This window comes from Dyella jejuensis, assembly GCF_044904675.1.
GTDB classification, from domain to species: domain Bacteria; phylum Pseudomonadota; class Gammaproteobacteria; order Xanthomonadales; family Rhodanobacteraceae; genus Dyella_B; species Dyella_B jejuensis.
The window spans coordinates 132,716-159,641 of record NZ_JADIKJ010000008.1 but is presented as its reverse complement, the minus strand read 5'-3'; the positions used below and the strand labels follow the sequence as shown (position 1 = coordinate 159,641).

At 62.0% G+C, this 26,926-nt stretch carries 21 protein-coding genes; 6 read left to right on the top strand and 15 right to left on the bottom strand.

The annotated features are described in order from the left end of the window. Nucleotides 1–287: transposase domain-containing protein (locus ISP15_RS08780; RefSeq protein ID WP_404546882.1), on the bottom strand; the 287-nt coding region annotated here is incomplete at its 3' end. Between the two features lie 163 nt (nt 288–450). Between ISP15_RS08780 and ISP15_RS08775 the strand changes: the two genes are divergently transcribed. Both ISP15_RS08775 and ISP15_RS08770 read left to right on the top strand, forming a co-directional pair. Continuing rightward, a complete protein-coding gene (locus ISP15_RS08775) occupies nt 451–1,104 on the top strand; it encodes a rhomboid family intramembrane serine protease (RefSeq protein WP_404546881.1) in 654 nt (217 codons plus the stop codon). Nucleotides 1,105–1,129: 25 nt separating this feature from the next. Then, nucleotides 1,130–2,497: an amino acid permease gene (locus ISP15_RS08770; RefSeq protein ID WP_404546880.1), complete on the top strand. Its 1,368-nt coding sequence runs from the start codon at nt 1,130–1,132 to the stop codon at nt 2,495–2,497. A gap of 83 nt (nt 2,498–2,580) precedes the next feature. Here the strand turns inward: ISP15_RS08770 and rapA are convergent, their stop codons facing one another. The 14 genes from rapA to trxA form a co-directional block, all read right to left on the bottom strand. Beyond that, nucleotides 2,581–5,421 (bottom strand): RNA polymerase-associated protein RapA, encoded by a 2,841-nt coding sequence (gene rapA, locus ISP15_RS08765; RefSeq protein ID WP_404546879.1) that lies wholly within the window; start codon nt 5,419–5,421, stop codon nt 2,581–2,583. Between the two features lie 213 nt (nt 5,422–5,634). After that, on the bottom strand, nt 5,635–6,108 hold the full coding sequence (locus ISP15_RS08760) for a type IV pilin protein (RefSeq protein WP_404546878.1): 474 nt from the start codon (nt 6,106–6,108) through the stop codon (nt 5,635–5,637). Nucleotides 6,109–6,183: 75 nt separating this feature from the next. Beyond that, nucleotides 6,184–9,930, bottom strand: coding sequence for a PilC/PilY family type IV pilus protein (locus tag ISP15_RS08755; protein WP_404546877.1), 3,747 nt, complete (start codon nt 9,928–9,930; stop codon nt 6,184–6,186). A 104-nt stretch (nt 9,931–10,034) separates the two neighbouring features. Continuing rightward, nucleotides 10,035–10,646, bottom strand: a complete 612-nt coding sequence (locus ISP15_RS08750; protein WP_404546876.1) for a pilus assembly PilX family protein — start codon at nt 10,644–10,646, stop codon at nt 10,035–10,037. Nucleotides 10,647–10,679: 33 nt separating this feature from the next. Next, on the bottom strand, nt 10,680–11,504 hold the full coding sequence (locus ISP15_RS08745; RefSeq protein WP_404546875.1) for a PilW family protein: 825 nt from the start codon (nt 11,502–11,504) through the stop codon (nt 10,680–10,682). Between the two features lie 8 nt (nt 11,505–11,512). After that, nucleotides 11,513–12,058: a type IV pilus modification protein PilV gene (gene pilV / locus ISP15_RS08740; RefSeq protein ID WP_404546874.1), complete on the bottom strand. Its 546-nt coding sequence runs from the start codon at nt 12,056–12,058 to the stop codon at nt 11,513–11,515. Next, nucleotides 12,049–12,675 (bottom strand): GspH/FimT family pseudopilin, encoded by a 627-nt coding sequence (locus ISP15_RS08735; protein WP_404546873.1) that lies wholly within the window; start codon nt 12,673–12,675, stop codon nt 12,049–12,051. Before ISP15_RS08735 ends, pilV begins: the two co-directional genes overlap by 10 nt. A gap of 292 nt (nt 12,676–12,967) precedes the next feature. Next, entirely contained in the window at nt 12,968–13,654 is a 687-nt protein-coding gene (locus ISP15_RS08730) for a Fe2+-dependent dioxygenase (RefSeq protein ID WP_404546891.1), read from the bottom strand. 145 nt (nt 13,655–13,799) lie between these two features. Then, entirely contained in the window at nt 13,800–15,986 is a 2,187-nt protein-coding gene (locus ISP15_RS08725; RefSeq protein WP_404546872.1) for a TonB-dependent receptor, read from the bottom strand. Nucleotides 15,987–16,270: 284 nt separating this feature from the next. Further along, nucleotides 16,271–18,397 carry a M13 family metallopeptidase gene (locus ISP15_RS08720; RefSeq protein ID WP_404546871.1) on the bottom strand — a complete coding sequence of 709 codons (2,127 nt, stop codon included), beginning with the start codon at nt 18,395–18,397 and terminating at the stop codon, nt 16,271–16,273. Between the two features lie 314 nt (nt 18,398–18,711). Next, on the bottom strand, nt 18,712–20,520 hold the full coding sequence (locus ISP15_RS08715) for a M14 family metallopeptidase (RefSeq protein WP_404546870.1): 1,809 nt from the start codon (nt 20,518–20,520) through the stop codon (nt 18,712–18,714). Then, the gene (locus ISP15_RS08710) at nt 20,517–21,197 is read right to left on the bottom strand and encodes a DUF502 domain-containing protein (RefSeq protein WP_404546869.1); all 681 of its coding nucleotides are present in this window, start codon (nt 21,195–21,197) and stop codon (nt 20,517–20,519) included. The genes ISP15_RS08715 and ISP15_RS08710 overlap by 4 nt, the downstream gene beginning before the upstream one ends. A gap of 437 nt (nt 21,198–21,634) precedes the next feature. Next, on the bottom strand, nt 21,635–22,093 hold the full coding sequence (locus ISP15_RS08705) for a DUF4442 domain-containing protein (RefSeq protein WP_404546868.1): 459 nt from the start codon (nt 22,091–22,093) through the stop codon (nt 21,635–21,637). A 131-nt stretch (nt 22,094–22,224) separates the two neighbouring features. Beyond that, the gene (trxA, locus tag ISP15_RS08700) at nt 22,225–23,067 is read right to left on the bottom strand and encodes a thioredoxin (RefSeq protein ID WP_404546890.1); all 843 of its coding nucleotides are present in this window, start codon (nt 23,065–23,067) and stop codon (nt 22,225–22,227) included. 124 nt (nt 23,068–23,191) lie between these two features. On the opposite strand from trxA, the gene ISP15_RS08695 reads away from it, so the two are divergent. The 4 genes from ISP15_RS08695 to ISP15_RS08680 are packed head-to-tail and all read left to right on the top strand — an operon-like array spanning nt 23,192 to nt 26,730. Continuing rightward, nucleotides 23,192–23,839, top strand: coding sequence for a paraquat-inducible protein A (locus ISP15_RS08695; RefSeq protein ID WP_404546867.1), 648 nt, complete (start codon nt 23,192–23,194; stop codon nt 23,837–23,839). Then, nucleotides 23,836–24,459 carry a paraquat-inducible protein A gene (locus tag ISP15_RS08690; RefSeq protein ID WP_404546866.1) on the top strand — a complete coding sequence of 208 codons (624 nt, stop codon included), beginning with the start codon at nt 23,836–23,838 and terminating at the stop codon, nt 24,457–24,459. Before ISP15_RS08695 ends, ISP15_RS08690 begins: the two co-directional genes overlap by 4 nt. Beyond that, nucleotides 24,452–26,128 (top strand): PqiB family protein, encoded by a 1,677-nt coding sequence (locus ISP15_RS08685; protein ID WP_404546865.1) that lies wholly within the window; start codon nt 24,452–24,454, stop codon nt 26,126–26,128. Before ISP15_RS08690 ends, ISP15_RS08685 begins: the two co-directional genes overlap by 8 nt. Next, complete coding sequence (locus ISP15_RS08680; RefSeq protein ID WP_404546864.1) at nt 26,125–26,730, top strand: PqiC family protein; 606 nt, start codon at nt 26,125–26,127, stop codon at nt 26,728–26,730. The genes ISP15_RS08685 and ISP15_RS08680 overlap by 4 nt, the downstream gene beginning before the upstream one ends. Nucleotides 26,731–26,926 lie beyond the last annotated feature (196 nt).

Here is a 26,926-nt window from a genome sequence, read left to right as displayed (position 1 = left end):
AAGCGTTGACGCGCCTGGCTTAATGCACTGGAGCTGATGCCTTCTCCTGGCAACGCTATCTCCAGCGCATCGGCCACATGCAGGATCGAGCGATCGCGCAACAGGGCGATCCCCAACACTAGCCACACCGCTTGCTCCATTGGCAATCGACGTTTTCGCAGCGTCGCCACACCCGTCGCCTGCAGGGCTTCCTCCACCCACGTCTGCGGCAGGCTATCGCGCACGACCTTCCACTGGTCTGGCGTGGCCAGCTCATGGGTATCTTGCAGGTAGGCTTCCAGTAGCATCGGTCTGCCTTCGGCATCGCGTGCCGCTCTATCAACAGACTCATACTCTACAAAACAGCAAAGGCCCCGCAGGGCCTTTGCTTAACTGAGCGGCATTGCCCCCAGGGGTGGCCTTTTTTACTGAGCGGTCGCGATACTAGCGCCTCGTTTCGCGAGATCTTCCATGCCTACCCGCCTGCCGCCCGTTACCCGCAACCTGCTTATCGCCAATTTCGTGGTGTTCCTGTTGCAACAGGTCATGGGCGATGTGCTGCTGGCGCATTTCGCGCTATGGCCGTGGGGGCCTGACCAGCTGGCGCAGGCCGCGGACGGCAGCGTGGTATCGATCGGCTTCCGTCCCTGGCAACTGGTTACCTACGCCTTCATGCATGGCGGCTACATGCATATCTTCTTCAACATGTTCGCGTTGTACATGTTCGGCGGGGCGATCGAGCGGACATTCGGCTCGCGCAACTTCACGCTGTACTACTTCGTGTGCCTGCTGACGGCTGCGCTGGCGCAATTGTTGGTGGTGAAGTACTTCACGCATGGCTTCGAGCCTACGCTGGGCGCATCGGGCGCCATCTTTGGATTACTGCTGGCATTTGGCATGCTTTACCCGCAAGAGAAGCTGATGCTGATCTTCCTGCCGATTCCCATTCCGGCATGGCTGTTCGTGCTCGGCTATGGCGCGGTGGAACTGGTGCTGGGCGTGACCGGGCGACAGGCGGACGTGGCGCACTTCGCCCATCTTGGCGGTATGCTGGGCGGCTTCCTGATGATCCAGTACTGGCGCGGCACATTCCCGGTCAAACCAAAGCGCCGCCTGATGCGCTGAACTCCTTTACCAACAGGCCACATCCATGACGCAACACCTGCAGCGCCGGCTCACGCCGCGCCACATCACCTTCATGGCGCTGGGCATGGCCATCGGTACCGGCCTGTTCCTGGGTTCGGCCAGCGCCATCAACCTGGCCGGCCCGTCGGTTCTGTTCGCTTATCTGTTCGGCGGCATCATGATCTACATCATCATGCGCGCACTGGGCGAAATGGCGGTGCACGACCCCGTCGCCGGCTCGTTCAGCAGCTATGCGCATCGCTACCTCGGCCCTTTCGCCGGCTACGTGACCGGCTGGAACTACTGGCTGCTGATGGTAGGCGTGGGCATGGCCGAGAGCACGGGCGTCGGCATCTATATGAAGCAGTGGTATCCCGAGCTGCCGCAGTGGATATGGGTGTTCGGCAGCGTGGTGATGATCGGCGGCCTGAACCTGATGGCGGTGAAGGTCTACGGCGAAATGGAATTCTGGTTCACCATGATCAAAGTGGTGACCGTGGTGCTGATGATCCTGGGTGGCGCCGGCATGATCTGGCTCGGCTGGGGTAACGGCGGCCACGCGGTGGGCCTGGGCAATCTATGGCATCACGGTGGCTGGTTTCCCCATGGCTTCACCGGCATGGTGCTCGCGTTGCCCGTGGTGGTGTTCGCCTTCGGCGGCATCGAAACCATCGGCATGGCGGCGGGCGAAGCCGCGCAGCCGGAGCGCACCATTCCGCGCGCAGTGAATTCGGTGCTGTGGCGCATCCTGATCTTCTATGTCGGCGCGCTGTTCGTGATCATGGCCATCTACCCCTGGAACCAGCTGGGAACGCAGGGCAGTCCGTTCGTCACCACGTTCGCGAAACTGGGTATTTCCCAGGCTGCCGGATTGATCAATTTCGTGGTTATCACGGCGGCATTGTCCGGATTCAACAGCACTACCTTCAGCGGCAGCCGCATGCTCTACAGCCTTGCCAACAAGGGGCAGGCGCCGGCCGCGCTGGCCAAGGTGAGCGCGCATGGCGTGCCGATCCGTGGCGTGCTGGTGTCGCTGGCATGCCTGATTGTCGGCGTGGTACTGAACTACCTGCTGCCCGAGCGCATCTTCGAAATGATGATGTCGATCCTGTCGTTCAATACGGTTTGGACATGGTCGATGGTGCTGATTGCGCATTTCAGTTTCCGGCGCCAGCATGGCAAGACCGCCTTTCCGTTGCGCGGCTGGCCGCTGACCAGCGCGGTATGCCTGGCCTTCCTGATGTTCGTGCTGGTGATGCTCGGCTACAGTCCGGATACGCGCGTGGCGCTATACGTCGGCGTGGCGTGGATGGTGTTGTTGAGCATTGCCTATAAGGCGTTCGGCGTCGGACGGAAAATGAGTATCGTGGCTGCTGACGCAAACGCCGCCTGATGGCGGCGTGGATGTGGCTCGCTACACGGCCTGCGACCGTGGCGTCGTGAGATACGACGCCACACTCGGTCCAGAACGCGCCATCAGCGCAATGCCAGGAAATCCGGACTCACCACGAAGCGCACCGCGTCCAGGCGCAGGCGTGCCTGCGGCAACACGGCAAGCAGGTCCGCGCGTTCCTGTTCGACGCCAGCGATCTCCGTTTCACTGATCGACGGATTGACTGCGCGCAGCGCACGCAGGCGCGACAGTTCGGCATCGATAGCATCCCTGGCTTCGTTTACTGCGGCGGCCATGCTGCCTTGCGCACGCAAAGCGGCGGCGGCCTCGGCTTTTTCCAGCATCGGCGGTACCAGCTTGGCGAGAAACTTGCGATAGCGTGGTACCTCGATGTTGCGCTCACTCGCTTTGCGCAGGGCCGCTTCGCTAGGCTGGAAGCCGGGGCGTTCCGCCAATTTGGTATCGATGGTGGCAACGATCGGTTGCGTCGGCAGAAAACGTTCTACGTCCAGGCTGCGTTCGGCCACGCATTCGAGTACATACACCGCCTGCAACAGCGCGCTGCGTGGCGCAAGCGCATCGTCCACCATGAAGGCGGCGTTGCCGCGCTCGCTGGACAACGCAAGGTCGAGTGCGCCCTGGATGATGGGATGATCCAGCCGCAGCAGCGGCAAATCTTCGCGTGCGAGCGCCACTTCGCGCTCGAACGTAACCGAGAGCGGTCCTTCGCTGAAGCCGGGCAGCGCGTCGGTGGAAAGGTATTGCGGATCGAGCAACCATACTTTGCCGCCGAGTTCATCGGCATGGATGCCGAATGATTCGAGCAGGCGCTGCTGGAAAGCGTCGCGCGAAGGATCGTCGTCTTCGCGACGGAACGCCTGCGACAACTCGTCGGCATGCAAGTCGCGGCTGGCTGCCAGTTCAAGCAGGTGGTCGCGGCCGGCGCGGATCAGTTCGGCCATCTGCTCATGGCTGGCGCGTGTTTCGGCCAGCAGCACATCCAGTTCCTGGTCGCGCTGGTCGCTGCCGCGCGCGTGTTCGTCGGCCAGCCTTGCCAGCGTCTCGCCGAAGCGGCGCAGCAGTTCGCGGCCGTCGGCCGGGCTGGTGCGGAATGCGTCGATGCCTTCGTCGTACCAGCGTGCCAGCACGTGTTGCGCGCTGCCGGCGGCAGCAATGATGTGAATGTGGATGTCGTGTTTTTGTCCGATGCGATCGAGTCGTCCAATGCGCTGTTCGAGCAGATCGGGATCGAGCGGCAGGTCCCACAGCACCAAGCGGTGCGCGAACTGGAAGTTGCGGCCTTCCGAGCCGATTTCCGAACAAATCAGCAGGCGTGCGCCATCGGCTTGCGCAAAGTACGCCGCGTTGCGATCGCGTTGCACGATGCCCAGGCCTTCGTGGAAGCGGGCAATGCCTGCCCCAGTGCGTGTGCGCAGCGCTTCTTCCAGCGCCAGTACCTTGGCCTGGCTGCGGCAGATCAACAGGAACTTGTCATGCGGATGGCGTTCGAGCAGCGCGACCAGCGTATCCATGCGTGGATCGTTGGCGTAATCGAGCTCCAGCGCGGGCGTGGGTTGCTGGATATCGGCATGGAATTCGGCCAGCAAGGCTTGCCGCACGGCGTCGTCCAGACGCTCGGCATCGATCAAATCCCACTCGGGCACGCGCTTGGGAAAACCGCCGATACCGGCGCGGCGATTACGGAACATCGAGCGCCCGGTACCGTGCCGATCTATCAGCGCCGACAACAACTCGCGGCTATGTTCCGGCTTGGCCGGATCGGCCAGGCATGCCTGCAGGGCGGCGTCGCCTTCGAATGCCTGACGCAACGACTCGGCTTGGGCCGCATCGAGCGGTGCGTGCGCCAGCAAGGTGTCGGCAATTCGTGAAAGCGCCTGGAATTGCTCGGCTTCGCCCAGGTAGCTGGGCAGATCGTGATAACGCTGCGGATCGAGCAGGCGCAGGCGCGCGAAGTGGCCGCTGCGGCCAAGTTGCTCCGGTGTCGCAGTCAGCAGGATGGTGCCGGGCGTTACCGCGGCGAGCTGCTCCACCAGCGTGTAGCGCGGGCTGGCGGCTTCCGGTGTCCACGCGAGATGATGCGCCTCGTCCACCACCAGCAGGTCCCAGCGCGCGTCCAGCAGCTGTGCCGCGCGCTTGGCGTTATGTTCGAGAAAGCTGAAATCGGCGATGACCAGCTGTTCATCTTCGAACGGATTGTGGCTGCCGTCGGATTGTTCCACGGCCTCGCAGCGTTCCTCATCGTAGATGGCGAAGCTCAGGTTGAAGCGTCGCAGCAATTCGACGAACCATTGGTAGACCAAGGTATCCGGCAACAGCACGAGCACGCGCGAGGCGCGGCCCGTGGCAATCTGCCGGGCGATGATCATGCCCGCTTCGATGGTTTTACCCAGGCCCACCTCGTCGGCCAATAGCACGCGGGGAGGGCGGCGCGATGCTGCGATGCCTGCGACGCGCAACTGATGCGGGACCAATCCGATGCGCGCGGCACCCAGGCCCCAGCTGGGCGAACGCCGCGCATCCGCGCGCCGCTTCAAGCCTTCAAGGCGTAATTCGAAGTGATGGACAGGATCGGTGCGCCCGCCGATCAAGCGGTCATCCGCCTGGCTGACGCTCTGCTCGTCGTCCAACTGGCCTTCGTGCAGTTCGCGCCCTTCGCCGCGATAGACCAGCAACCCCTCGCGTTCCTCGATCCGCTCCACCAGGAAAGCTATGCCCTTGCCGGCTACCCGCTGCCCGGCGCGGAACTCTGCCCGCACCAATGGCGCCGAATCCACCGCATAGGGTCGCAGCACACCGGATTTGGCAAACAACACCTGTACCCCGCGTCCTTCGACGCGCAGCACGGTGCCGAGACCGAGTTCGGGTTCGGCGGTGGAGATCCAGCGTTGACCGGGTACGTACATGGCACAGCCGCGAGGTTTCGAGGGGTGTCGATTATCCGCGCAATGCCAGGAACTGGCTATGCCCTTTGAACAGCCAGGGGCACGGGGCCGTACTTATTGGGCAACTGGTGACGATTAGCCGCCTGCGATTTTCATCTTGTTACGCGAAATCACCTGGCGGCCGCCGTAGACCTCGAGTTTTTCGATCATTGCAGAACATCCAGGCCCAACGCTTCACCAGCATCCCGATTGTTGCGAAGCACCCGGGTTGGTCTGCACTCCCAGATCAGTGAGGCTATAAGTGCCGCACTGATCGTTGGCCTGGGGGCCGCCAGCGACTGGCACAGCCTGAACGGTATAGGTCGAACTGGAGGACGCAGGGCTGAACTGTATCGTGTAAAAGTTCTGGCCGTTACCAGGGACTGACAGGGTGTTATTGGTAACGGTGCTATAGCCGAGGGTGCTGAATTCTGTCGCGTAGTTGTTGGTGGTGGAGTAATACCTTTCCTCGCGGCTGGCCACGTCGAACAGGGCCGATTTCGCCGCCGTCCGTCGCGATCTCATCACTTGCTGCTGATAGATCGGCAAGGCAATGGCCGTCAGGATGGCGATGATCGCCACCACGACCATCAGCTCGATCAGCGTAAAGCCGCGCGCGTCCGGCCAGCGATTCTTTTGCCGCAGAACGGATTCGCGCAGCTTCGTCATGTCTGACATGGACTTCCTCGACTCTTCCAGGACTACTTGCAAGTTGCTGGTTGTGTGCATGGTGGCCCTTTCCGATCAATGCAATTGGAGCCAGGTCAGGCGGCTGCCAGTCGCCATGTCCTGCGGGTTGACTAGCGTCGACTGCGGCTGGGGTTGCCCCTGCGTGATATAGCTGGTCTTGCCTTGGTAAGTCACGAAGCTGCCGCTGCCGGTGCCGCCCAATCCATAACCGCTGATGGCCTGGCCCTGGTACAGAGCAAACTGGCCGGAAGCACCAGAACCAGTGCTACCGGTGCCAGTGCCAGTGCCAGATGAAGATGCGCCAGGATTCGGGAAGAACGATTCCGCAAATGCGCCGCCCGTGGCGGGATTGAGCGCCATGGTAAAGCCGGTATTGTCCGCCGTGGTACAGGTAAGCGGTGAATCGTTCGAAGGAATCGTAGTGTTAACCACAAACGCGCCCACTTCTTCGATCGGGTTGTAGATCACTTGTTCGGTTTGCGTAGGCAAGCCTGTTGCGTCGACGCCAAGGCTGACGCCGGTGGCATTGGTGAGCGGCAGATACCAGCCATACATGGTGCCGGCGGCGGTCTTTCCGCTGGAGTTGTTGCAGCTCTGGCCGACGAAGCAGATGGTGTTGGCTGTCAGGGTTTCGAAGGATTGCGTGGTGCCACCGGAGGTTGTAGCCGAATACGTGGTGGCCGTCTGTAGTTGCAACGTGGTGGTAGTGATGGGCGTGTTTTTGCCCGGCGCCAAGCTGCTGCTGAGGCCAGCATAGTTGGCGCCGGGACCGGATGAACCCATCATCCAATCCCAAATGCCATACAGCGATTGCGGACCGGCGGCGTACACCGCGGTCGACGTCACGCTTTGCGGCTGCACTGCGCCGGTGCCGAATTCAATCAGGATGCGGGCGGAGCTGTTGCCGGTGGAAGGGGCCACCGAAAGGGCGAGCACCTGAGTAGTGATCGGCTGATAGGAAGTGGCCTTGACCGTGTTCGTGCCCACTTTCGTGGAGTAGGCCGTTGACGGCGTACTGAATAGCGCACCATTGCTGGTATTCGGATACGTAGTCACGCCCCAGCTGCCGGCCGTACTGCTGGTGAGATCGAAACGCCAGACATTGCCATAGTAATCGCCGGCATAGACGTAATCGGTAATGTGATCGCCATCGAGGTCGACCGGCGTGACATAGGCGATGCCGTTGGGCCCTTGCGCGTTGGAGGGCGTGCCTACACCGGTGCTCAGGTAATAGGTCTTGTCGATGGAGCCGTCGCTGGCAATGGTCATCACGTAGATACCGGCATCGCCGACCGAGTTGTTGAAGCCGTTGCCGAAGATGATTCCCCATTCACCATTGTGCAGGCGGCGGATCTGCGGCGTACCGAAGGTCTGGCCCAAATGGTTCATGCACGGATTGGCAGTTGTATCGCCGGAGCAAGTCAGCGGACTGTTGCTGGAATTGGACCATTCACCAAGGATGTTGCTCGTACCTATGGTGGTGGACGGGTCGGTGATATCGATGGCGAAGATGGCGTTACCGCCACTGCCAAGGCCGCTGACCAGCCAGGTATGCCAGGCACTGTTATAGAACAGGTCGCCGGTGCCCGGCGTTGCATCCACGAAATAGTTGTGCGCGTAGTTCTGTGACGAATAGTCCAGCGAAGCCGTGGCCGAATGAATGGTCTGCAGCACGGCCTGTGGCATGTAGGCCATCAATTCCTGGCCATTGTTGCCGCTGGTTAGATAGTTCCCGTTCTTGTCGTATGCGCCGGCCGAGAAAGCATGCAGGAAACCGTCGTTGGCGCCTTCGTACACGACGTTCGGGCGCGTGGCTTCCGTGCTTACGAACTTCGAATAGGCCTGCACGCCGCTTACGTTTTCGTTGAGGCTGTCCTTGGAGTTGCTCAGATCCTGCCAGGTGTCCGGATAATCGGTGGAAGGCGGACCGACCCATACCGGGCTGGAGTCGATGACATCGCCCAGCACGCTGGTACGCGCGCGGAATTCGCCCTGGCCCTGGAAGTTGATCTCGTTGGTGCGATCGCCCTGCAGATATGCAACGCGGTCGCTACCCAGGTTGTCGCCGGCGTTGAGCCAGGCCTTTTCGGTGGTGGTGAGATTTGCCCACGCGAAAGTAATGCCCGCGCTGCCACTCCAGGTAAGCAGATTGCGTGAACTCGGGCCTTGTACTGCAACGTTGGATGCACCGGTCGACGTACAAGCACCGCCGGTCAGTACACAGGATGCATCCCAATTGACCGTGCCGAACGACACGCTGCCATCCGAATTGCCGTTCAATTCGACGGCTTGGACCTGTCCCCACCAGTTGGTGGTGTGATAGTAGGCTAGGTAAACCTGGGTGCCTGAACTTACCTGTGCGCCCTGCTGCACGTTGATGCCCGCGGAACTCGCGGTTTCCGTGGCGGGTATGGCCTGGAAGCAGGTGATTTCGTGGACATTGTCGCTGCCGCCGGTGGAGCCGCCGAAACCGAACAGGAAACTGGCCGGCATGGTGCCGTTCGATTGCTGGATGCTCTGGTTGGTAATCACCGGTTGATAGTTGCCGCCATTCCAGCTGTACGCAAGGCTGAGCATGCCATCCTCGGTTACGGTCAACTTGTACGACACCGGTGTGGCGCCGGAGCGACTGGTCGCGTTTTCATTGGCCAGCGGCGTGGTTGAAGGCAAGTTGACGTAAGCGTTGGGGATGGCCGCATAGTCCGGGAAGGTCGCCGTGGCCGTAATGGGAGTCTGGGTGGTGACTGTATTGGGCGTGATGGTGATGGCGACGTAGGAGCTGTTGCCATTATTACCAGAAATCTTTCCGTAGGCTTGGCCCGTTCCGGTATAACCATCGCTGCTCGAGCTGGTAGAGCCGGCCTTGGTATAGCTGTTTCCCGATTTCGAATACAGCGATCCGGAATAGGTGACGGTAGTAGTTCCGCCACCGCCACCGCCACCAAAGCCAAAACCGCCGCCGCCGCCGCCGTTGCTTTGTTGATAGGTATAGCTATAGGTGGTAGTGCTCGTCGTGTTGTATTTTCCGGTGTTGTAGGTATACGTGCCGCCGTTCTTGCAAGTGTTCAGCACGTCGCTGGAAGTGGCTGTCGAATTGACCGCCTGCAGCGACAGTAGATTGATGTTGCCGTAGCCGCGCAGGCCGATACGACCGGGTTGGTATTCAGGGCCCCCACTACCGGTCAGGCCAGATACGGAACCGGTGGTCACGCCGGTGCTGCCGGTGGCATTGGCGGCATTCAACGCACCGGAGTAGGTGTTGTCGCCGGCATTGAGGAAGTTGCCGTATTCATCCATACCCAGGCCGAGATACGCATCGGTCATGCCGTCATAGGGCGTGTTGCTGTTGGAACAGCTGTAACCCAGGCTGCCGCCCCATGCACCCAGCGTCCATTGGTTGGTCTTGCCGCTATTGCTGGGATTGGCCGAGGCCGCAATCACGTTGGCGGCATCGGCGCCGTTCAACAGATAAAAGCCGATACCGTCCGCACCGTGGCCGCCGGAATTATCGCCACCGTAAGTGTAAGTAGTGAAGGTGACCTGGATGCCTGCGCTTGATGAGAACGGCGAGGTGGAGATGATGGCGCCGTTTTCGTCGTCGGCGGCGTTGGTCAGGCGTAGCGCGCCATAATTGACCGAATCAGCATTGTTGGTCAGGCCCTTCTGCGTCTGGGAGCCGTAGTAGGACAGGCCGGCACACGCAGGGATCGAGCCGGTGTTGTTGCCTGCGGTAAGGCAGGCGCCATTGAACGGTGCCCAGGTCAGCTTGGCGGATGTGCCGGTAAAACCGTCCTGCACCACGTTATTTGTCGCTGTCGTGGTTGAGGATGTCTGCGCGCGTGTCGCGCCGCAAACCGCCAAGCAAAATGCGAGAGTGCTTGCGGTGACGAGTCGGATCGCTTTCATCAAGCATTCCCCAGGTTGCAGACGGTGGGTGTGAGTTCGTAGTTGCTCTGGACTACGGCGACCGTGCCGGAAGTGCCGCCGTAACCGAGCGCGGTGATCTGGAAAATCTTGGCCTGGCAAGTGGATTTGGGGTCATAGCCCAGGTAGGTCACAAAATATTGCGGCGGCCCGTAATAAAGGCCGGCGCCACCGGAACTGGAAAACTGGATGCTGGCGTCATCCACGCTGGGGTTATAGGTCACGCCATTGGTGATCTGCATGGGATGGCTGCCATTCGCATTCGCCAGCTGGATTTGCGAATTGAGCGTGCCGGATGGATCGTTGGGGCAGATCGTGAAGGTATAAATTGGATTCGGAGGCGCACTGCAGGACGTGGCGACTGCCACGTTCAAGCCACTCATCAGCAACTGGTATTCGGCGTACTGCAGCGTGCTCATCGCCATCTGGAACGCGCGGCCCTTTTCCTTGGTGTTGGCCGACATGTTCTCCTGCACCGTGAAATTGTGGTACAGGCTGACCGCCATGAAGGTCAGCACGACCAGCATCAACAGCGCGGCGATCAGTACAAAACCACCTTGCTTGCCACGAGCTGTTTGGGAAAGAGTGTTCATAGGCATATAGGTTTTGAGTTTGTCGTCAGGCAATCAGATTCCCGCCGTCGTCTGCGTCACTGCGACGATGCGGGTAATCGGATTAAGCGTGCCGGGCTGACCGGGCTGGTTGGCTAGCGGATTGGCAAATTGCAGTTGTATCTTCAGCGACCTGACGGAACCCCAATAAGCGTTGGAGTTGACCGTGGCCGCCGTCATGTACTGGGTGACCGAGCCGGTGTTGCCCGGATCGACGCCGTATGAAATCAGCATCTGATAGACACCCGATTGCGTGTTGCCGCCGCCGGTCGTGATGGGATTGATGATGGGCTGCTTGTTGGAAACCGTGACTGCGCCGGCAGGGGAGACGGCGGTCACCTGGCAGTCCAGTTCGGCGGTCGTCGAATTGACCGAATACACATTCGTGATCAGCGTCTGGTCGGCATGCGATTGACCCAGGCAATCCAGTGCATTGGAAGCGGGGCCAGCCATGAAGCGGACATAGAGCGTATCGCTGGGGTTGGCGGTTGCGCCCGAAGTCCCGACCGTGCCGTAAATATATTGCCCGGCCGTGGCGAATTTGCCCGCGGTGTTCGATACCGTGAACACGTTCGCCGGCGTCAGCAACGGACTCGGCGGGAGGGTCGCGTAATTGTCGGCCAATGGATAGAAGCCGCCGCTCTGCACGATGGTCGCCATGTTGGTCAGCGCTACGCGCTCGTTATCCTGCAACTGCGCCAGCGAGCCTTGCGCATTGAAGGTGTTGCGCGTCTGCAGCCACAGGTCGAACAGGCCGGCGAGCAGGAATATGCCGATGGTCAGCGCGATCAACAGCGAGATCAGGCTCAGGCCGCGTTGTTTGGCACGTATCGTCGTCATCATGGCGCTCAGAACTGATTGACCAGCGTGTATGTCACCGTGGTCGGCGTGGCAGCGCTTTGCGTGCCGGCATTGGTCCCGACGGTGGCCTTTTGCGTCCAGATCAGCTGGATGGTGCACACCGGTGGATTAGTGGTGTTGCAGCTGACGGCGGCTTTTGTGGCGTTAGGCACTTGCTGGAAATATTCCGTGGCCCAATTCCTCAGGTCAAAGGCGGCCATGTCCGAAGGGGAACAGTTGTTGCCTGAAGCGCAGGCGGGGTTGGCAGCAAGCGCAGTGCTGCCGGTGATGGTGGGGCCCGCAGTGACGAAGACGGACGAAGTCGGCGCGGGGCCGCCGTCCCAGAACGCGGGATTGGCCAGCATGGCATCGGCCAGGCTGCGCGCTTCGTTCGCGGCGATCGATTCGGTCTGCGAAGTATGCGTGCCGGCCAGCGCGGCAGCCTGCATCGCGGCGATGCCGATCACGCCTATGGAAATGATCACCAGCGCGACCAGTACTTCGAGCAGGCTGTAACCGCCGGATCCGATACGAAGTGGGGATGTCATGGACATGAATTTTGTTTCCCGGCCTGGGGCGAGTACACCGCGATGGTTCCTGAGAGGCCGATTTCGAGGCAGCGCACCATGGCGGTGTCGTTGTTGGCATCGTTCAGCAGCAGCCAGCCATCGACGGTCGCGCTTTCCGAGCCGCCTAAACTCATGGCGCCGCCCATGCGGTTGAAGGTCAGCGAAGAAACGGTCGTGCTCGTATCCGAGGATGACGAAACAAGCGTGTCGCCGGTTTGCAGCGGACCGTGAATGCGCAGCAAGACATCGCCACTGGCAGGCAGGTAGTTCTGCTCGTCGACCGTGCCTGATGTGTCGGTAAAGATGATCCAGCCGGTGTTCCATTGCGTGTTGGTGGCATCACTGCAAGTGGGCACGCTGGCCGTCGGCGCCGGCGAGGGGCACATGGTGACGTTGGCGCCTTCGCGAACGGCCGAGGAACGCGCCAGCTCGACATCGGTTTGCAGGTCATTGAGCTCGCCGGCCATCCGGTACTGCGTGACCATGCTCTTGTAGGAGGGAATGGCGTAAAACAGCACGATGGCCATGATGACCAACACCACCAACATCTCGATCAGCGTAAAGCCGGCTATGGCCCTGCGATGCATACGCATCGTGCTCATGCTTCCCCCGTGTGACATTGAAGCCGAGTTGGATGGCGTTGCCGAATGATGCCGGCCGCCCCCTTGTTCCCCTCTGGAAAGACCGGCCAGCACGGCTTGCCCTGGACACCGCTGGCTGACTGATCCTCTGGATGCCTCATTATCTTGTAGGGGATTTCCTATTCAAAGAGCCGTTTGTCGGAGGAACATCGCCGTCCGTCGTCGGAAAGTTGATGGCCGTCAAGAAATGGCAGGCAGGCAACCTTGCCGGCGAAGCGGATCGGCCGGCCGCGAGGAACGCGGCCAGGAGGGCTCAAAGTTCCGACCACATCCTCAACAGGTTGTGATAGACGCCGGTAAGCCTGATCCGCGCGGCTGCGTCCGCGCCTGTGGCGGCAAGTCCCTGGACGGCATTATCCAGATCGAACAGCACCGTCCGTTGCGCATCGTCGCGCACCATGCTCTGCACCCAGAAGAAACATGCCAGCCGCGCGCCGCGGGTGACGGGATTGACGCGGTGCAGGCTGCTGGCGGGGTAGAGGATCACGTCGCCGGCGGGGAGCTTGGCGGTCTGGGTGCCGTAGGTATCTTCGATCAGCAGTTCGCCGCCGTCATAGCTTTCCGGGGCGGCCAGGAACAGCGTGGCGGAGAGATCGGTGCGGATTTTCTGGCCGGTCCCCGGTAGCAGGCGTACCGATCCGTCGACGTGGCTGCCGAAGTGCATGCCGCCCTGGTAGCGGTTGAACATCGGCGGGTAGACGCGGTTGGGCAAAGCCGCGCTGATGAAAAGTGGGTGGCGCTCAAGTGCGGCGAGCACGACATCGCCCAGTTCGACGGCCAGCGCGGAGCCCTCGGCAAGCTGCTGGTTCTGCTTGACGTGCACGCCCTGGTGTCCGGCGGTGACGCGCCCATCCACCCAGGGTGCGTTGTCGGCGCTGAGTCGCTGGCGGAAGTGCGCCAGCTGATCGGGGGTAAGCAGGGCGGGAATGTGCACCAGCATGGAGAACCTCGGATGGCACAGTGTCTGGCCGGGCAATTCGTCGCGGAGAAGCCTGGGCATGCGTGCGCGACAACGCAAGGCGAAGCGGGTCGCGCACGCACGTTTTACCGGATTCCGGCGTTTGCCGGAATGACGGTTAGCCGGCTCATTGGAACTTATAGGTGAAGGTCACCATTTCCGTGCGGCCGATGCCCGGTACCGAACGGCCGCCATCCGATTGGATCAGCGCATCGAAGTAGCGTTTATTGGTGAGGTTGAGCACGTTGAGGCGGATGTCGTAGCTGGGCTGGTGATACGCCAGCGTGGCGTCCCAGCGGGTGTAGCCGCCTACGCTGACCAGGTCGGTATTGGCGGCGTAGCGCTGCGACATGTAGGTGGGGCCGCCGCCGGCTTCCCAATGGTCGGCGAAGGTATAGGTGGTCCAGGTGGTGACGGTGTTGCGGGGCGTGTTGGCGGGAACATTGCCCTGGGTGCCATCGACCGCCTTGACGATCCTGCCATCCATGTAGCTATAGCCGGAGAATATCTGCCAGTTCCTGGTCAGGTGGCCGGTCGCGCCAAGTTCCGCGCCGCGCACGCGGATATTGCCGTCCAGCGTGTATTCGCCGGCCGAGGTTTCGCTGCGGGCGTTGGTTTGCTCCAGGTTGTAGAGCGCGGCATTGATCGCCAGCATGTCGTCCAGCAGGTTCCATTTGCCGCCGATCTCGTAGGAACGGTTTTTTTCCGGCGCCAGGTCCTGTGTGCCATTGGTCAGCGTGAGCTGTTCCAGCGAGGGATCGAACGAGGTGCCATACGACACGTAGTAAGACTGCTTTTCGCTCGGCTGGTAGATCACGCCGCCGCGCACGCTGGTGAAGTACACGGTCTGCTGCGCGTAGGCCGGCAGCGATACGGTATTGCTGATGTGCGCATCGAATTCATCGCGGCGCACACCGGCCACCACCATCCACTGATCGTTGAGCTTGATCGTGTCATTGGCGTATACCGCGGCGGTCTTGCCGACCGATTGGGCATAGTTGCCGGTCGTCGTGGTGACGTTGGCCGGGGTCGATTCCTGCACCGGATCCAGCAAGGAAAGCAGCGGCAAGCCGTTACGTGTGTAGCTTTGGTTGTTATACGTTTCGCGCGCCAGTTCCACGCCCGTGATCAGGGTATGTTGCAGGCTGCCGGTATCGAACTTGGTCACCAGGTCGGTCTGGCTGTCGAGCGTCTTGTCGTGGATGACGCGATCATGGCTGGCCAGCTGGACATACAAGTCCTGTAGCGGCAGGTCGGTGGGGTTGCCGGCGTTCTTGTTGAGCGTGACGCCGGCGGCGGTCACTACGCTGTTGGCGGCCGTCTCGCGTGCGTCGGTGGTGTAGTCGCTGTATTCGAGCTGGGTGCGCAGCGTCACGTTGTCCGAGAACACGTGCTCCAGGCGGCCATTGAATTCGTTGACGCTCTGGTTGGTGCGGTCGTCGGTAAGGCCATACCAGTTCTTATAGCTGACATCGGCCGGACGGCCGTTGATCGGCGGCAGGCCGTAGTCGGGCATATCGTGGTTGCGCTGGATCAGTGCCGACAGGGTGATCTGGGTGGGCGTGCCGATGCCGAAACGGATCGAGGGCGCGATGCCGGCATCCTGGTTCTTCGTCACGTCGCGGGTGGAGTGCATATCTTGCCCATACACGTTCAGGCGCACGGCCGCGGTGTCGGACAAGGGCTGGTTGAAGTCGGCCGTCATGCGATAGCGATCGCTGCTGCCCGCGGTGGCGGTGACTTCGCCGAACGGTTTCAGCTCCGGTTCTTTGGTTACCTGGTTGATCACGCCACCGGTGGAACCGCGGCCGAACAGCATGGAGGAGGGGCCCTTCAGCACCTCGATCGCGTTCAGGTCGAACACATCGCGGTAGTACTGGCCCGGATCGCGGAAACCATCCAGGTAGATATCGGTGCGCGCGGTGAAGCCGCGCAGGTTGATGTTGTTGCCGATCTGCCCGCCTTCCGCACCGCCGATGGTGATGCCCGGCACATTGCGTAGCGCATCCTGCAATGAAGTGGCGCCTTGCGCGTCCATCAGGTCGCGATTCACCACCACCACGGTTTGCGGGATATCGCGCAGCGATGTGGGTACTTTCGCGCCTACGCTGGAAACATCCGTATCGTAGTCATTGCCCACTACGCTGCCGGTGACGTGTACTGAATCCAGCGTTCTCGGTTTGCTGTCCGAGCTGGTTTGCGTAGTGCCGGAGGTATCGGCGGGGGCAGTGGACTGTGCGTAGGACGCCGCCGGAAGGGATACGGCAACCAGCAAGGCGGCATGCAAGGGCGAAACGCGAAAATGGGCAGGCATATGAGGGCTCGGCAAGAGGTGGGAGACCGAAGCCAGGGGTTGGCTTGCTTGAGCGTCCAGCTGGCGCGTGCCAGCCCGCTTGGCAATCCTGTTGCTGCCCCTTCCTGGATTCGGGTAAATGCGAATCGTTTCTATTATCACATGCTGTTACGTTGTTGTGAAGCGGTTGGTCCGAGGATGAGTTCGCCGGATTGCCGTTAGCCGGTAATGCAAATGAAAAAGGCCCCGCATCGCTGCGGGGCCTTTGCTTGACGATCGCGGTCTTGGCTGCCGCGATGAGCGCCTTACCAGATCTTCACTTGCTTGTCGCCCGCGCGAACCATCGGGTCGGTTGCTTTGCACTGGAATGCCTGCGCAAAGGCGGGCATGTTCGAAGGCGCCCCGATCGCACGCAGCGAAGCCGGCGCGTGCGGATCGATGTTGAGGTACAGCTCGGCCTGCTTCTCGCGGATGTTGTTGCGCCATACGCGAGCCCAGCTGAGGAAGAAGCGCTGGTCTTCGGTGTAGCCGTCGATTTTTTCCTGCGCTTCGGCCGGGTTCTTCTTCAGCGCGTCCTGCAAGGCGTCGTAGGCTACGTTCAGGCCACCGAGGTCGGCGATGTTTTCGCCCAGGGTGAGCTGGCCGTTGACGTGCAGGTCCGGCTTGTCCTTGATCGGCGCATAGCCGTTGAACTGGTCGACCAGCTTGCCGGTGCGGTCCTTGAACTGCGACTTGTCCTGCGCTGTCCACCAGTCGGCCTTGTTGCCGTCGCCGTCGAACTGCGCGCCCTGGTCGTCGAAACCATGGCTGGATTCGTGACCGATCACCGCGCCGATACCGCCGTAGTTGATCGCGTCGTCGCCGTTGGCATAGAAGAACGGCGGCTGCAGGATCGCGGCCGGGAAGTTGATGGTGTTGGTGCTCGGGTCGTAATAGGCGTTGACGGTCTGCGGCGTCATGCCCCACTCGGTGCGATCGGTCGGCTTGCCGATGTGGCCGATGTCGTAGTCATAGTTGAACTTGGCGGCGGCCATGACATCGCCGTAGTAATCGCCCTGCTTGATATCCAGGCCATCCCAACTGCGCCAATGGTCGGGATAGCCGATCTTGGGCAGGAACTTGTTCCACTTGTCGATCGCCTTCTGCTTGGTGGCGTCGCTCATCCAGTCCAGGTGCTCGATGCGATCTTTCAACGCCTCGCGCACGTTGGTCACCAGCTCCTGCGCGCGCTGCTTGGCTTCGGGCGTGAATTCCTTATCCACATACAGCTGGCCCAGCGCTTCGCCCATCGACGCATTCACTGCACCCAGTACGCGCTTCCACAACGGCTTCTGCTCCGGCTGGCCGGAAAGCGTCTTGCCGTAGAAATCGAAGCGGTTGTCCTGGAAGGCCGTGCTCAGGAACGGCGACGCATCGTCGATGGCGTGGAAGCGCAGGTATGCCTGCCATTGCGAGATCGGTGCGGTCGCCAGCAGCTTGTCGAACTCGGCGAAGAACTTCGGCTGCGACAGCGAGAAGCCCTTGTCGATGGTGACGCCCTGGGCCTTGAAGAAATCCTGCCAGTTGAAGTGTGGCGTGATCTTGTCCGCCTCGCCGACGCTTACGAAGTGATACTGGTTGTCCAGGTCGCGCAACTGGGTCGGCGCCAGCGATGCCTTGGCCAGTTCGGTTTCAAACGCCAGCACCTCATCGGCCTGCTTCTTCGCGTCGGCGTCGGACACGCCGGTCAGCGCCAGCGACTTGGCGATGTAGCCCTTATAGGCCTCGCGCAGGTCGGCGTACTTGGCGTCGGTGTAATAGTCGCGCGTGGGCAGGCCCAGGCCGGACTGGTTGGCGTAGCCGATCTGCAGCTTGGCATCCTTGAAGTCGGCGCCGGAGCCAAACTGGAACACCTGCTGGTCGCCATCGACGAAGCGGTCGGTGATGAACTTGCTGATATCGGCCGGCGTCTTCAGCGCGGCGATCTGCTCCAGCTTCGGCTTGATCGGGTCGTAGCCGAGCTTGTTGACGGCATCCTGGTCCATGCCGGCCTGGTACAGCCAGCCGATCTTCTGGTCGATCGAACCGGGCTTGGCCTGCGTGGCATTCTTGGCTGCGTTCTCGGCGATATCGTGCTGCGTATTGAGGCTCTTCTCGGCCAGCTGGTCGAAGGCGCCCCAGCGCGTGCGATCCTGCGGAATGGGGTTGGCGGCGATCCATTTGGCGTTGACGAAGCCGTTGAAATCCTGGCAGGCATTGATGCCGCTATCGAGCTCGCTCACGTCGAAAATGCTGGCCGGCTTGGCGGCGCTGGCCGTAGTGGCCGCGGTAGCGGGCGCACTCGCCGGGGCTGCCGGAGCGGGGGCCGGGGCTTGCTCCTGTTTGCCGCAGGCGGCGAGCGCGAAGGTGACGCTTGCGGCGAGCAGCAGCGGCTTCAAATGCTTGTAGGTCATAGGTATCCCTCTGAAGGTGTCAATGGATCGCCCGCTGGGCGCTTCCGTTCATGCTGGCCGGTTCTGCGGACTCTCCCCGTTTCGCGGCCATGACCCTCCACGCTAGGTCAAAGGTCATGGTGGACACAGTGTCAAAGGTCAGGGGTGGGTTGTAGGCGTCTCTTGCGTCTGCGTGTGGTCGCAGACGCCGCGGGCTCGTCGCCTGGCGGTGCCGGTAAATATCCCGGCCAGCAGGCCGCGAACCCGCGCGGGTGCATGAAGCGAACGAGAGACCGCGACCCGCTTCCCGCCAAGCCATGGGAGAAAAGCGCAAGCTATTTCGTTTCCAGGTTCGCCAGCTGCGCAGCGTCCAGTCGCAGCACCGGGTAGGCGCCGACGCTCTGTACGGTGTACCAGGGCGAGCGCTCGAAGAAAAACTCCAGTCGGGCGCGGCTATCGGCGGCGAAGGCCGGGTCGTCGCGCAGCTTCTGCTCGAACGCGGCCTTCAGCGCCGGATCCTTCGCCAGCATGTCGCGCGCCAGCTTTTCGAGCACGCGCGGCTCGCCGTATTCCTTGGGCTCGAAGATCGCGTTGAGATAACCCCAGTGCAACAAGGAATCGGGCGCTTGCGGTTCAAGCAATGCGATGGCGACGTTCGCGGCGCGCTGGTTCATCGGAACGATGACCGAGCCCGCGGGCAGGCTGACCTCGGCCGGCGCTGCGCGCAGTGCGAAGCTGCGCAGCATCAGGTGGCCTTCGAACGGTTTGCCGGCCCAGGTCGGCTGGCTCAGCTGATAAGCCTCCGCGGCGACGTCTTTCAGCGGATGGCCAAGGCGGCGATAGGCGATGCCATGCGCATCCAGCTTGTCGATGATGGTTTGCCACTCGCCAGGTACCACGTAAGCGGCGGGCGGAGTGATCGACAGGTCCGGCAGCAGGCCATTCCAGTTATCGATGCGATACGTCTGCGGATGCGTCGGGTCGTACTGGATCCAGATGTCGTTGGAGATATCGCTGTGCGTTTGCGTGAACGCATAGCCCTTCAGTTCGAACGGCGTCGGCGTGGGATCGAGCTTGAAGGTCAGCGGCACCTGTGCGCTGGCATCCTGTGCGCGGGCGATGGTATCGGCATCGGCTTGGGCGGTCGCGGCCAGCAACGCGGCCGGATCATGGTTGATGTCGTCGAGCAACACGCGCAGCAGGTCATAAACCGCGTACACGCGCACCGCATACGATTTGAGCATGTGGGTTTCGACCAGCAACGCAGGGCGGTTTTGCAAGGCGGCGTAGCCGGTGGAGAAGCGTGGTCCGGAACCGAAGTTTTCGATGCCCTTGCGCGGGTCGCGGCCATCCTTGAATTCAAGGTAGATGGAAGCCAGGTGACCGAGCTTTTCGTATTGCGGTATCGCCTCGTCGGCAATGGCCTTGTGCTGCCAGGCGGCGATGGCGGGATCGAGCTTGTGCGGATCTTCGGTGTACCAGGTGAGGTCGTATTGATAATCCGCGCCATCGGTGGTGTGCACGTCGACCAGGAAATCCGGCAGCCATGCTTGCCATAGCTTCAGCCAGGCCAGCATTTCCGGCGCATCGGCCTTGATGTAATCGCGGTTGAGGTTGAGGTACTGGGATTGGCCGCGAAAGCCCATGCTGTCCGGGCCGTTCTGGTTGATGCGGTTGTACGGCGAACTGTGTTCGTGCCCGTCCACACTGAAGACGGGAATGTAGACCAGCACCAGATGATCAAGCAGATGCGGATACTTGCCGGTGACGGCGATATCGCGCAGCAGCATCAGGCCCGCATCCTTGCCTTCGATCTCGCCCGGGTGGATGCCGGCCTGCAGCAAGATGACAGGCTTGCGCGCGGCACGCGCGGCGGCCGGCGTGAAGGTGCCATCGCTGCTGGCGATCACTACTGTCATCGGGCGGCCTTCCGGCGTGATGCCGAAGGTTTCCAGCTTGAGCCTGGTTGGCGCGGCCTGTTGCAGCCGTTGCAGGTAGGCCAGCGTTTGCGCATAGCTGGGCGTGCTGCGGAAATGCGCAGCTTCCGCAGGTGTCGTCCAGTCGGTGTCGCGAGGTTCGGCGGCGTGCACGCTCATTGCCAGGGCTCCCAGTAACAGGGGCAGCCATACACGGTATCGAATCATGCGTGCCTCTCGGAAGAACGCGCCGGCGGCAGCGCCGAAGGCGACGCGGGCAACGTATCGGGTGCCACCGCGCCGCCGGAAATGATGAAAGCCATGGCCTGATCCATGGTCCAGTCGGTCGGCGTGAGTTCGTCCAGCGGCACCACTTCCAGGTAACCGCCGGTCGGGTTGGGCGTAGTGGGGATGTACACGGCGGCCATTTCGCGTCCGCTGCCTTCCTCGATCATCACGCGGGTGACGAAGCCGACCACCTTCATGCCTTTGCGCGGGAAATCCACCAGCACGACACGCTGCACACCGCTGGGCTTGTTCTGCAAGACCGCCATCAGTTTCTTGGTGCCGCCATAGATGGTCTGCACCAGCGGAATGCGTTGCAGCAAGGTGTCAAAAGCGTTCAGCAGCCGCTGGCCGATCACGCGGTTGGCAAGGAAGCCGAGCAGGTACAGTGCGAGCAGGGTCAATACCAGGGCAAGCAGATAGGTCAGCCAGCTCTGGTTGAATCGATCGGCCGCGTGCGGCGACACCAAGCCCAGCGCGCCTACGAACGCGGCCACCAGGGGCGCGCCCAGTCCGGCGAGGAAGCCGACAATGAATTTGAAGACCAGCCAGGTCACCCATAGTGGCAAAAACGTTAGCAGGCCGGTAATCAGATACCGCTTGAAGCGCAATGGCTGCATGGGGAGGACTGTAGGGAATGGGGTAGGTCATTGTAGGGGAGCATTCCTAGGGATGCTCTGATCAATGCTACGTAGGCGTCACCAGCTCTGTCTGTTCGCAGACCATAGGTTCGTCGGTGCACGCGGGGAGGGTACATGGATGTACCCGGCTTTGAGGAGCGAGGAAGGCAGACTGGCTGTCTGTCGAGACGACGGACCGCACGCGGGGAGAGTGCATNGAGTGCATGGATGCACTCGGCTTTGAGGAGCGAGGAAGGGATGCGGACAGACAGAGCTGGCCCCAACATGTTGAATTTAAAGCGATGGGGTGATGTCCAGAAGGCACGCAGAGTGCGCCGCGCGGCTTGGCAAGACGGCCAGTCTTCCCGGCGCCGCACAACACACTCTGCGTGCCTTCTGGACATCATGCCGCCTGCGTAGCATTGATCAGAGTATCCCTAGTTCTGGCGCGCCCGCGGTTTCTGGCGTATGTAGATCTGCTTGCGCACGACAGCGATCACGTCGCCGCCCGCGGTTTTGACCTGCACTTCAAACCAGCGCAGCACTTTGTCGCCATGCGCTGCGGCGGCGCGCAGTTCTTCCAGCACCCCCGGCTCCAGCTTGAAGTGAGCGTAGACGTCCGCGCGTCCCGGTGCGACGAAGTCGATCGTGCCGGCCTTGTCCCATACGACATGATCGTTGCCCAGGTGGTGCAGGATCAGCAGCATCCAGAACGGATCGGTCATCGCGAACAGATTGCCGCCGAACTGCGTGCGCACGTAGTTGCGGTTCCACAGCCGCAAGCGCAGCACCACACGCGCCTCGGTGTAATGCTCGTCCAGGCTCAGCACGCGAATGCTGTTGCACAGAAACGGCGGCCACAGGTTCAGGAGGCGGCGGAAGGTGGAGGCGCGCATGGCTGGGTCACGCAGGGAAAACGGCCTTCAATCTACCATACTCATGAGTATGGAGATGCGCGCCCAACTTGGGGGAAATCTCGGCGCGATGGCCTCCTCGCCTTAACCGCAGGAGGTCACCGATGCGGCGATCAAAACAACAATGACGCCATCCGGCGGCGGTAGCGGCCCACCAGTTCTGCATCGTCGAGGGTATTGAACGCGGCCAGCAGGCGTTTCTTCGCCTGGCCGTCGTTCCAGTCGCGCGCTTTTTCCAGGATCAGCAACCAGTGCTCGAGGCCGGCGGCGGGATCGTCGCCCAGCAGCAGTCGCACGCCGAGCAGATCGTGCGCTTCCCAATCTTGTGAGTTGGCGTGGATGCGCTGTTGCAAAACCTCAAGCGGCGGCATGCCTTCCAGCGAGCGCGACAGATCGAGCTGGCTGCGCAATCGCACTGCGCGCGCGTCGATGGCGAGGTTGGCGGGCAAGCCGTCGAGTTCGGCTTCCGCGGCGGAGGCATGGCCGGCCTGGGCGAGCGCGATGGCCAAGTCAAGCTTGAGCTCGGAGCGTTCCGGCGCGGCGGCGATGTCCTGCTGCAGGCGGTTGATGGCCTGCTCGGGCGATTCGGCGATGGCGTCGGCGACGGGCTCTTCGATCTCGTCGCCGTCCAGCGGCTGCACGTGGCGCGAGAGGAATTCGCGCAACTGGCCTTCGGGCAGCGCGCCGGCAAAGCCATCGAGGATCTGGCCGTCCTTCACCAGCATCACGGTGGGAATGCTGCGGATACCGAAGACGCCGGCCAGCTCCTGGTTCTTGTCCACGTCGACCTTGCCCAGCCGGAATGCGCCGTTGTATTCGACCGCCAGCTTTTCCAGCAAGGGGCCCAGCGATTTGCAGGGGCCGCACCAGGTTGCCCAGAAATCCACCAGCACCGGCGTTTTGAGCGACGCCTGCAAGACTTCGGTCTCGAAGTTGTCCTGATCCACATCGAACATGTGCGGGGTGACGGCGCTATTCACAAAGACGTGCTCCGGAAAAGATTATCCCCACGCAGATCGGGGCGGCGCGGAGCATATCAAGTACGCGCAGGCTCATGATGGATTTGCGAGAATGCCCGCCATGAACCCGCCGCCCACCCGCATGGAGCTCGCGCCGAAGGCGTCCACCTCGACGTTGCTGATCTGTGAACACTGCGACACGGTGTATCGTCGCCGGCTGCTGCACCGTGGCGACGTAGCGCGTTGTGCCCGCTGCCACGCGGTGCTGGAGCGGCACCAGCGAATCGGCGTGAATGGATTGCTGGCGCTGGTGGTGACGGTGATGGTGGTGTTCGTGCAGGCGAACGTGTGGCCGATCATCACCCTTGGCTTCAACGGCGAGCAGATCCACACCACGTTGTGGGGCATCATCATCATGATGTGGAAGCAGCACTCGCAGGTGGTAGCCGTACTGGCGGCCGGTACGCTGTTCTTCTTTCCGTTGTGCAAGATGCTGGCCCTGGGCTGGCTGCTTGCCTATGGACGAGCAGGGCGGCGCGCGCCAGGCTTCGGCCCGTTGATGGTGGTGCTGCACTACATCGCGCCGTGGACCATGAGCGAAGTGTTCGTGCTGGGCGTGCTGGTATCGGTGGTCAAGGCACACCTGTATTTCAACGTGACGCCGGATGCCGGCGTATTCGCCTACGCCGCGCTGGCGGTGCTGATCACGATCTTCTCGGGTGTCGATATGCGCCAGCTGTGGGAAAAGATTCCGGAGCTTGCGCCGTGAGCGCCTTGCCGCGCGCGCAGGAACTGGGCTTGATCGGCTGCCATGTGTGCGGACTGGTCTGCCGCGATACGCCGGTCGAGCATGCGGCATGCCCGCGCTGCGGCAGCGCGCTGCAGCGGCGCAAGCCCAACAGCTGCGCGCGTACCTGGGCGCTGCTGATCGCTGCTTTCATCTTTTATATACCGGCCAATGTGCTGCCCATCATGCGCACGGTGAGCCTGGGCGACGTGGACGACAACACCATTCTCAGCGGCGTGATCGAGTTATGGGTGAAGGGTTCGCCGGATCTCGCCGTCATCGTATTCACGGCCAGCATCGTGGTACCCATGCTGAAATTCCTGGTGATGGGGACGCTGCTTCTGAGCGTGCATCGCGGCACCAGCTGGGCGCGCACGCAGCGGGCCAAGCTATATCGGCTGGTAGAGTTCATCGGCTATTGGTCCATGCTGGATGTTTTCGTGGTATCGCTGCTCACGGCGCTGGTGCAGTTCGGCTTCTTCAGCCAGGTGGCGCCGCTACCCGGCGTGGTGTACTTCGGGCTGACCGTGGTGCTCACCATGCTGGCCTCGATGAGTTTCGACCCCCGCCTGATATGGGATTGTAAGGACGACGATGACTGACGAGAAAAAGCCAGGCGTGGGCGACGACCTGCCAGAACCGGTGGTGCGGCATCGCCGTGTCAGTGCGTCATGGATCTGGCTGGTGCCGGCGATCGCGGCGCTGGTCGGCCTGTCGCTGGTGATCAATGCGTGGATGCAGCGCGGACCCACCATCACCATCAGCTTCCAGAACGCACAGGGCCTGGAGCCTGGGAAGACGGTAGTCAAATACAAGGACGTGGTCATCGGCAAGGTGAGCACCATCCGCCTGGCGCAGGACCACCACAATGTGATCGTCAAGGTCGACCTGGAAAAAAGCGTCGCCAACATCGCCGTGTCCGACACCCGCTTCTGGGTGGTGCGCCCGCGCATCGGCCTCGGCGGCGTGTCGGGTATCGATACCTTGCTGTCGGGCTCCTTCATCGGCGTGGACGTGGGTAACTCCCCGCAGCCGCAGACCGATTTTGTCGGCCTGGAGAATCCGCCCTCGGTCACCCATGACGCCAAGGGCAAGAGCTTCAACCTGCATGCCGGCGACCTGGGATCGCTGGATATCGGCTCGCCGGTGTATTTCCGCCGCATCCAGGTCGGCCGCGTGGCGTCGTACAAGCTCAATGACGATGGCAAGGGCGTGGCGGTGCAGATTTTCGTGGAAAGTCCCTACGACAAATTCGTAAGCACCGAATCCCGCTTCTGGAATGCCAGTGGCGTGGATGTATCGCTCGGCGCCGATGGCCTCAAGCTCAATACGCAGTCGCTGGCGACGGTACTCGCCGGCGGCGTGGCATTCCTGGATGCGCCCGGCCCGCATCCAGACGAAAAGCCTGCGTCGCAAAACACGACGTTCACCTTGTTCGATACGCAGACCAACGCGATGGCGCCGCCCGATGGCGAGCCGCACTACATCCGCCTGCGCTTCGACCAGCCGCTGCGCGGCCTGGCGGTCAATGCGCCGGTGGAATTCCTGGGCATCAATATCGGCAGCGTGGTGTCCATCCACATGGACTACGACGAAAAGACCGGGCATTTCCCGATCTACGTGGGGGCGGTGGTATATCCGGATCGCCTTGGCCGGGCACACGAAAAATTGGTGTCGATCGCCAAATCCAAGGGCGACAACGACGACCTCTCGCACATGATGGGCACCCTGGTGCAGCATGGCCTGCGCGCACAGGCCAAGATCGGCAACCTGCTTACCGGCCAATTGTTCATCTCGCTGGATTTCGTCAAGAACGCGCCGAAGGTGGCCTACGACCCGAATACACGGCCGCTGGAGCTTCCCACCGCGCCAGGCAACTTCGACAAGCTGCAGGAGCAACTGGCGGATATCGTCGACAAGATCCACAAGATTCCGTTCGACAGCATCGGCAACAATCTCAACCAGTCCCTGGCTTCGCTCAACAAGACGCTCACCCAGGTCAACGGCCAGGTGCTGCCGGATTTGCGCAACACGCTCAAAGGTGCCAATCGCACGCTTGGGGCGGCGGACAGTGCGCTGTCGTCGGATTCGCCACTGCAACAGAACCTCACCGGCACGCTGCAGGAGCTTCAGCGCATGGCCCGTTCGCTGCGCGCGCTTACCGATTACCTGAGCGCCCATCCCAGTGCGCTGATCCGCGGACGCGGAGCGGACGCGGCCCCGTCCAACGCAACGCCCGCCACCACGCCGCAGCAAGGGAGCAAGCCATGATTCGTATGCGACACCTGGTGGCGGCATGTGGCGTGGCCGCGCTGGCCGCCTGCGCCTCGGCGCCCATGCATTACTACACGCTGATTCCGGCATCGGAAGCCGCCACGGCCGCCACGCCGCCGGCGAACTTCCAGTTCGAGCTGTTGCCGGTGGGCATTCCGGCCCAGGACGACGTGCCGCAACTGGTAGTGCGCCAGGGCGGGCAGGCGGTCGCCATGCTCGATAGCGAACGATGGATCGCCCCGCTGGCCGACGAAGTGCGCGGCGCGTTGTCGGTCGACCTTGCGCGGCGCTTGCATGCGCAGGACATCAGCAGCGGGCTGCCGGTGGATGGCAAGCCGGTATTGCGTATCAAGGTGGACCTGCGCCGTTTCGATTCCGCGCCCGGCAACTATGCATTGATCGAGGCAACCTGGACGGTTCGTCCGCTGAAGGGCGATGTCGCGCTGACTTGCAGTAGCCGGCTGAACGAAAGCGTCGGCCAGGGCTACGACGGCCTGGTCGCCGGACACCAGCAGGCGCTATCCGAACTGGCGGCGCGGATCGCCAGCGTGGCGCCGGCGCTGGTGGCGGGAAGCTCCCCCGCATGCCCAGGCGACTGACGGCAGGGCAAGGCGGCAATCGACCGCCGCCCATCCGGCGACGGCCGGTCAGCGGATCGGGGCCACTTCGCCGGTGCTGGCATTCGCCGTAAGCGCCGCAGCGCCGTGGCCGTCCCCTTTCGAAGGAACGGGAGAACGCGCAAGGCGAGCCAAGCCCAAGGTCATTTCTGCTAGTCTGCCGCGTTCAGTGCGGCGC

Coding starts and splice junctions, on each gene's coding strand:
- ISP15_RS08710 (WP_404546869.1), bottom strand. CDS start 21,197: ATGCAGCCATTGCGCTTCAAGCGGTATCTGATTACCGGCCTGCTAACG.
- ISP15_RS08680 (WP_404546864.1), top strand. CDS start 26,125: ATGATTCGTATGCGACACCTGGTGGCGGCATGTGGCGTGGCCGCGCTG.
- pilV (WP_404546874.1), bottom strand. CDS start 12,058: ATGTCCATGACATCCCCACTTCGTATCGGATCCGGCGGTTACAGCCTG.
- ISP15_RS08720 (WP_404546871.1), bottom strand. CDS start 18,397: ATGACCTACAAGCATTTGAAGCCGCTGCTGCTCGCCGCAAGCGTCACC.
- ISP15_RS08685 (WP_404546865.1), top strand. CDS start 24,452: ATGACTGACGAGAAAAAGCCAGGCGTGGGCGACGACCTGCCAGAACCG.
- ISP15_RS08705 (WP_404546868.1), bottom strand. CDS start 22,093: ATGCGCGCCTCCACCTTCCGCCGCCTCCTGAACCTGTGGCCGCCGTTT.
- ISP15_RS08775 (WP_404546881.1), top strand. CDS start 451: ATGCCTACCCGCCTGCCGCCCGTTACCCGCAACCTGCTTATCGCCAAT.
- ISP15_RS08760 (WP_404546878.1), bottom strand. CDS start 6,108: ATGACGAAGCTGCGCGAATCCGTTCTGCGGCAAAAGAATCGCTGGCCG.
- trxA (WP_404546890.1), bottom strand. CDS start 23,067: ATGTTCGATGTGGATCAGGACAACTTCGAGACCGAAGTCTTGCAGGCG.
- ISP15_RS08735 (WP_404546873.1), bottom strand. CDS start 12,675: ATGAGCACGATGCGTATGCATCGCAGGGCCATAGCCGGCTTTACGCTG.
- ISP15_RS08745 (WP_404546875.1), bottom strand. CDS start 11,504: ATGACGACGATACGTGCCAAACAACGCGGCCTGAGCCTGATCTCGCTG.
- rapA (WP_404546879.1), bottom strand. CDS start 5,421: ATGTACGTACCCGGTCAACGCTGGATCTCCACCGCCGAACCCGAACTC.
- ISP15_RS08695 (WP_404546867.1), top strand. CDS start 23,192: ATGAACCCGCCGCCCACCCGCATGGAGCTCGCGCCGAAGGCGTCCACC.
- ISP15_RS08770 (WP_404546880.1), top strand. CDS start 1,130: ATGACGCAACACCTGCAGCGCCGGCTCACGCCGCGCCACATCACCTTC.
- ISP15_RS08750 (WP_404546876.1), bottom strand. CDS start 10,646: ATGAACACTCTTTCCCAAACAGCTCGTGGCAAGCAAGGTGGTTTTGTA.
- ISP15_RS08725 (WP_404546872.1), bottom strand. CDS start 15,986: ATGCCTGCCCATTTTCGCGTTTCGCCCTTGCATGCCGCCTTGCTGGTT.
- ISP15_RS08730 (WP_404546891.1), bottom strand. CDS start 13,654: ATGCTGGTGCACATTCCCGCCCTGCTTACCCCCGATCAGCTGGCGCAC.
- ISP15_RS08715 (WP_404546870.1), bottom strand. CDS start 20,520: ATGATTCGATACCGTGTATGGCTGCCCCTGTTACTGGGAGCCCTGGCA.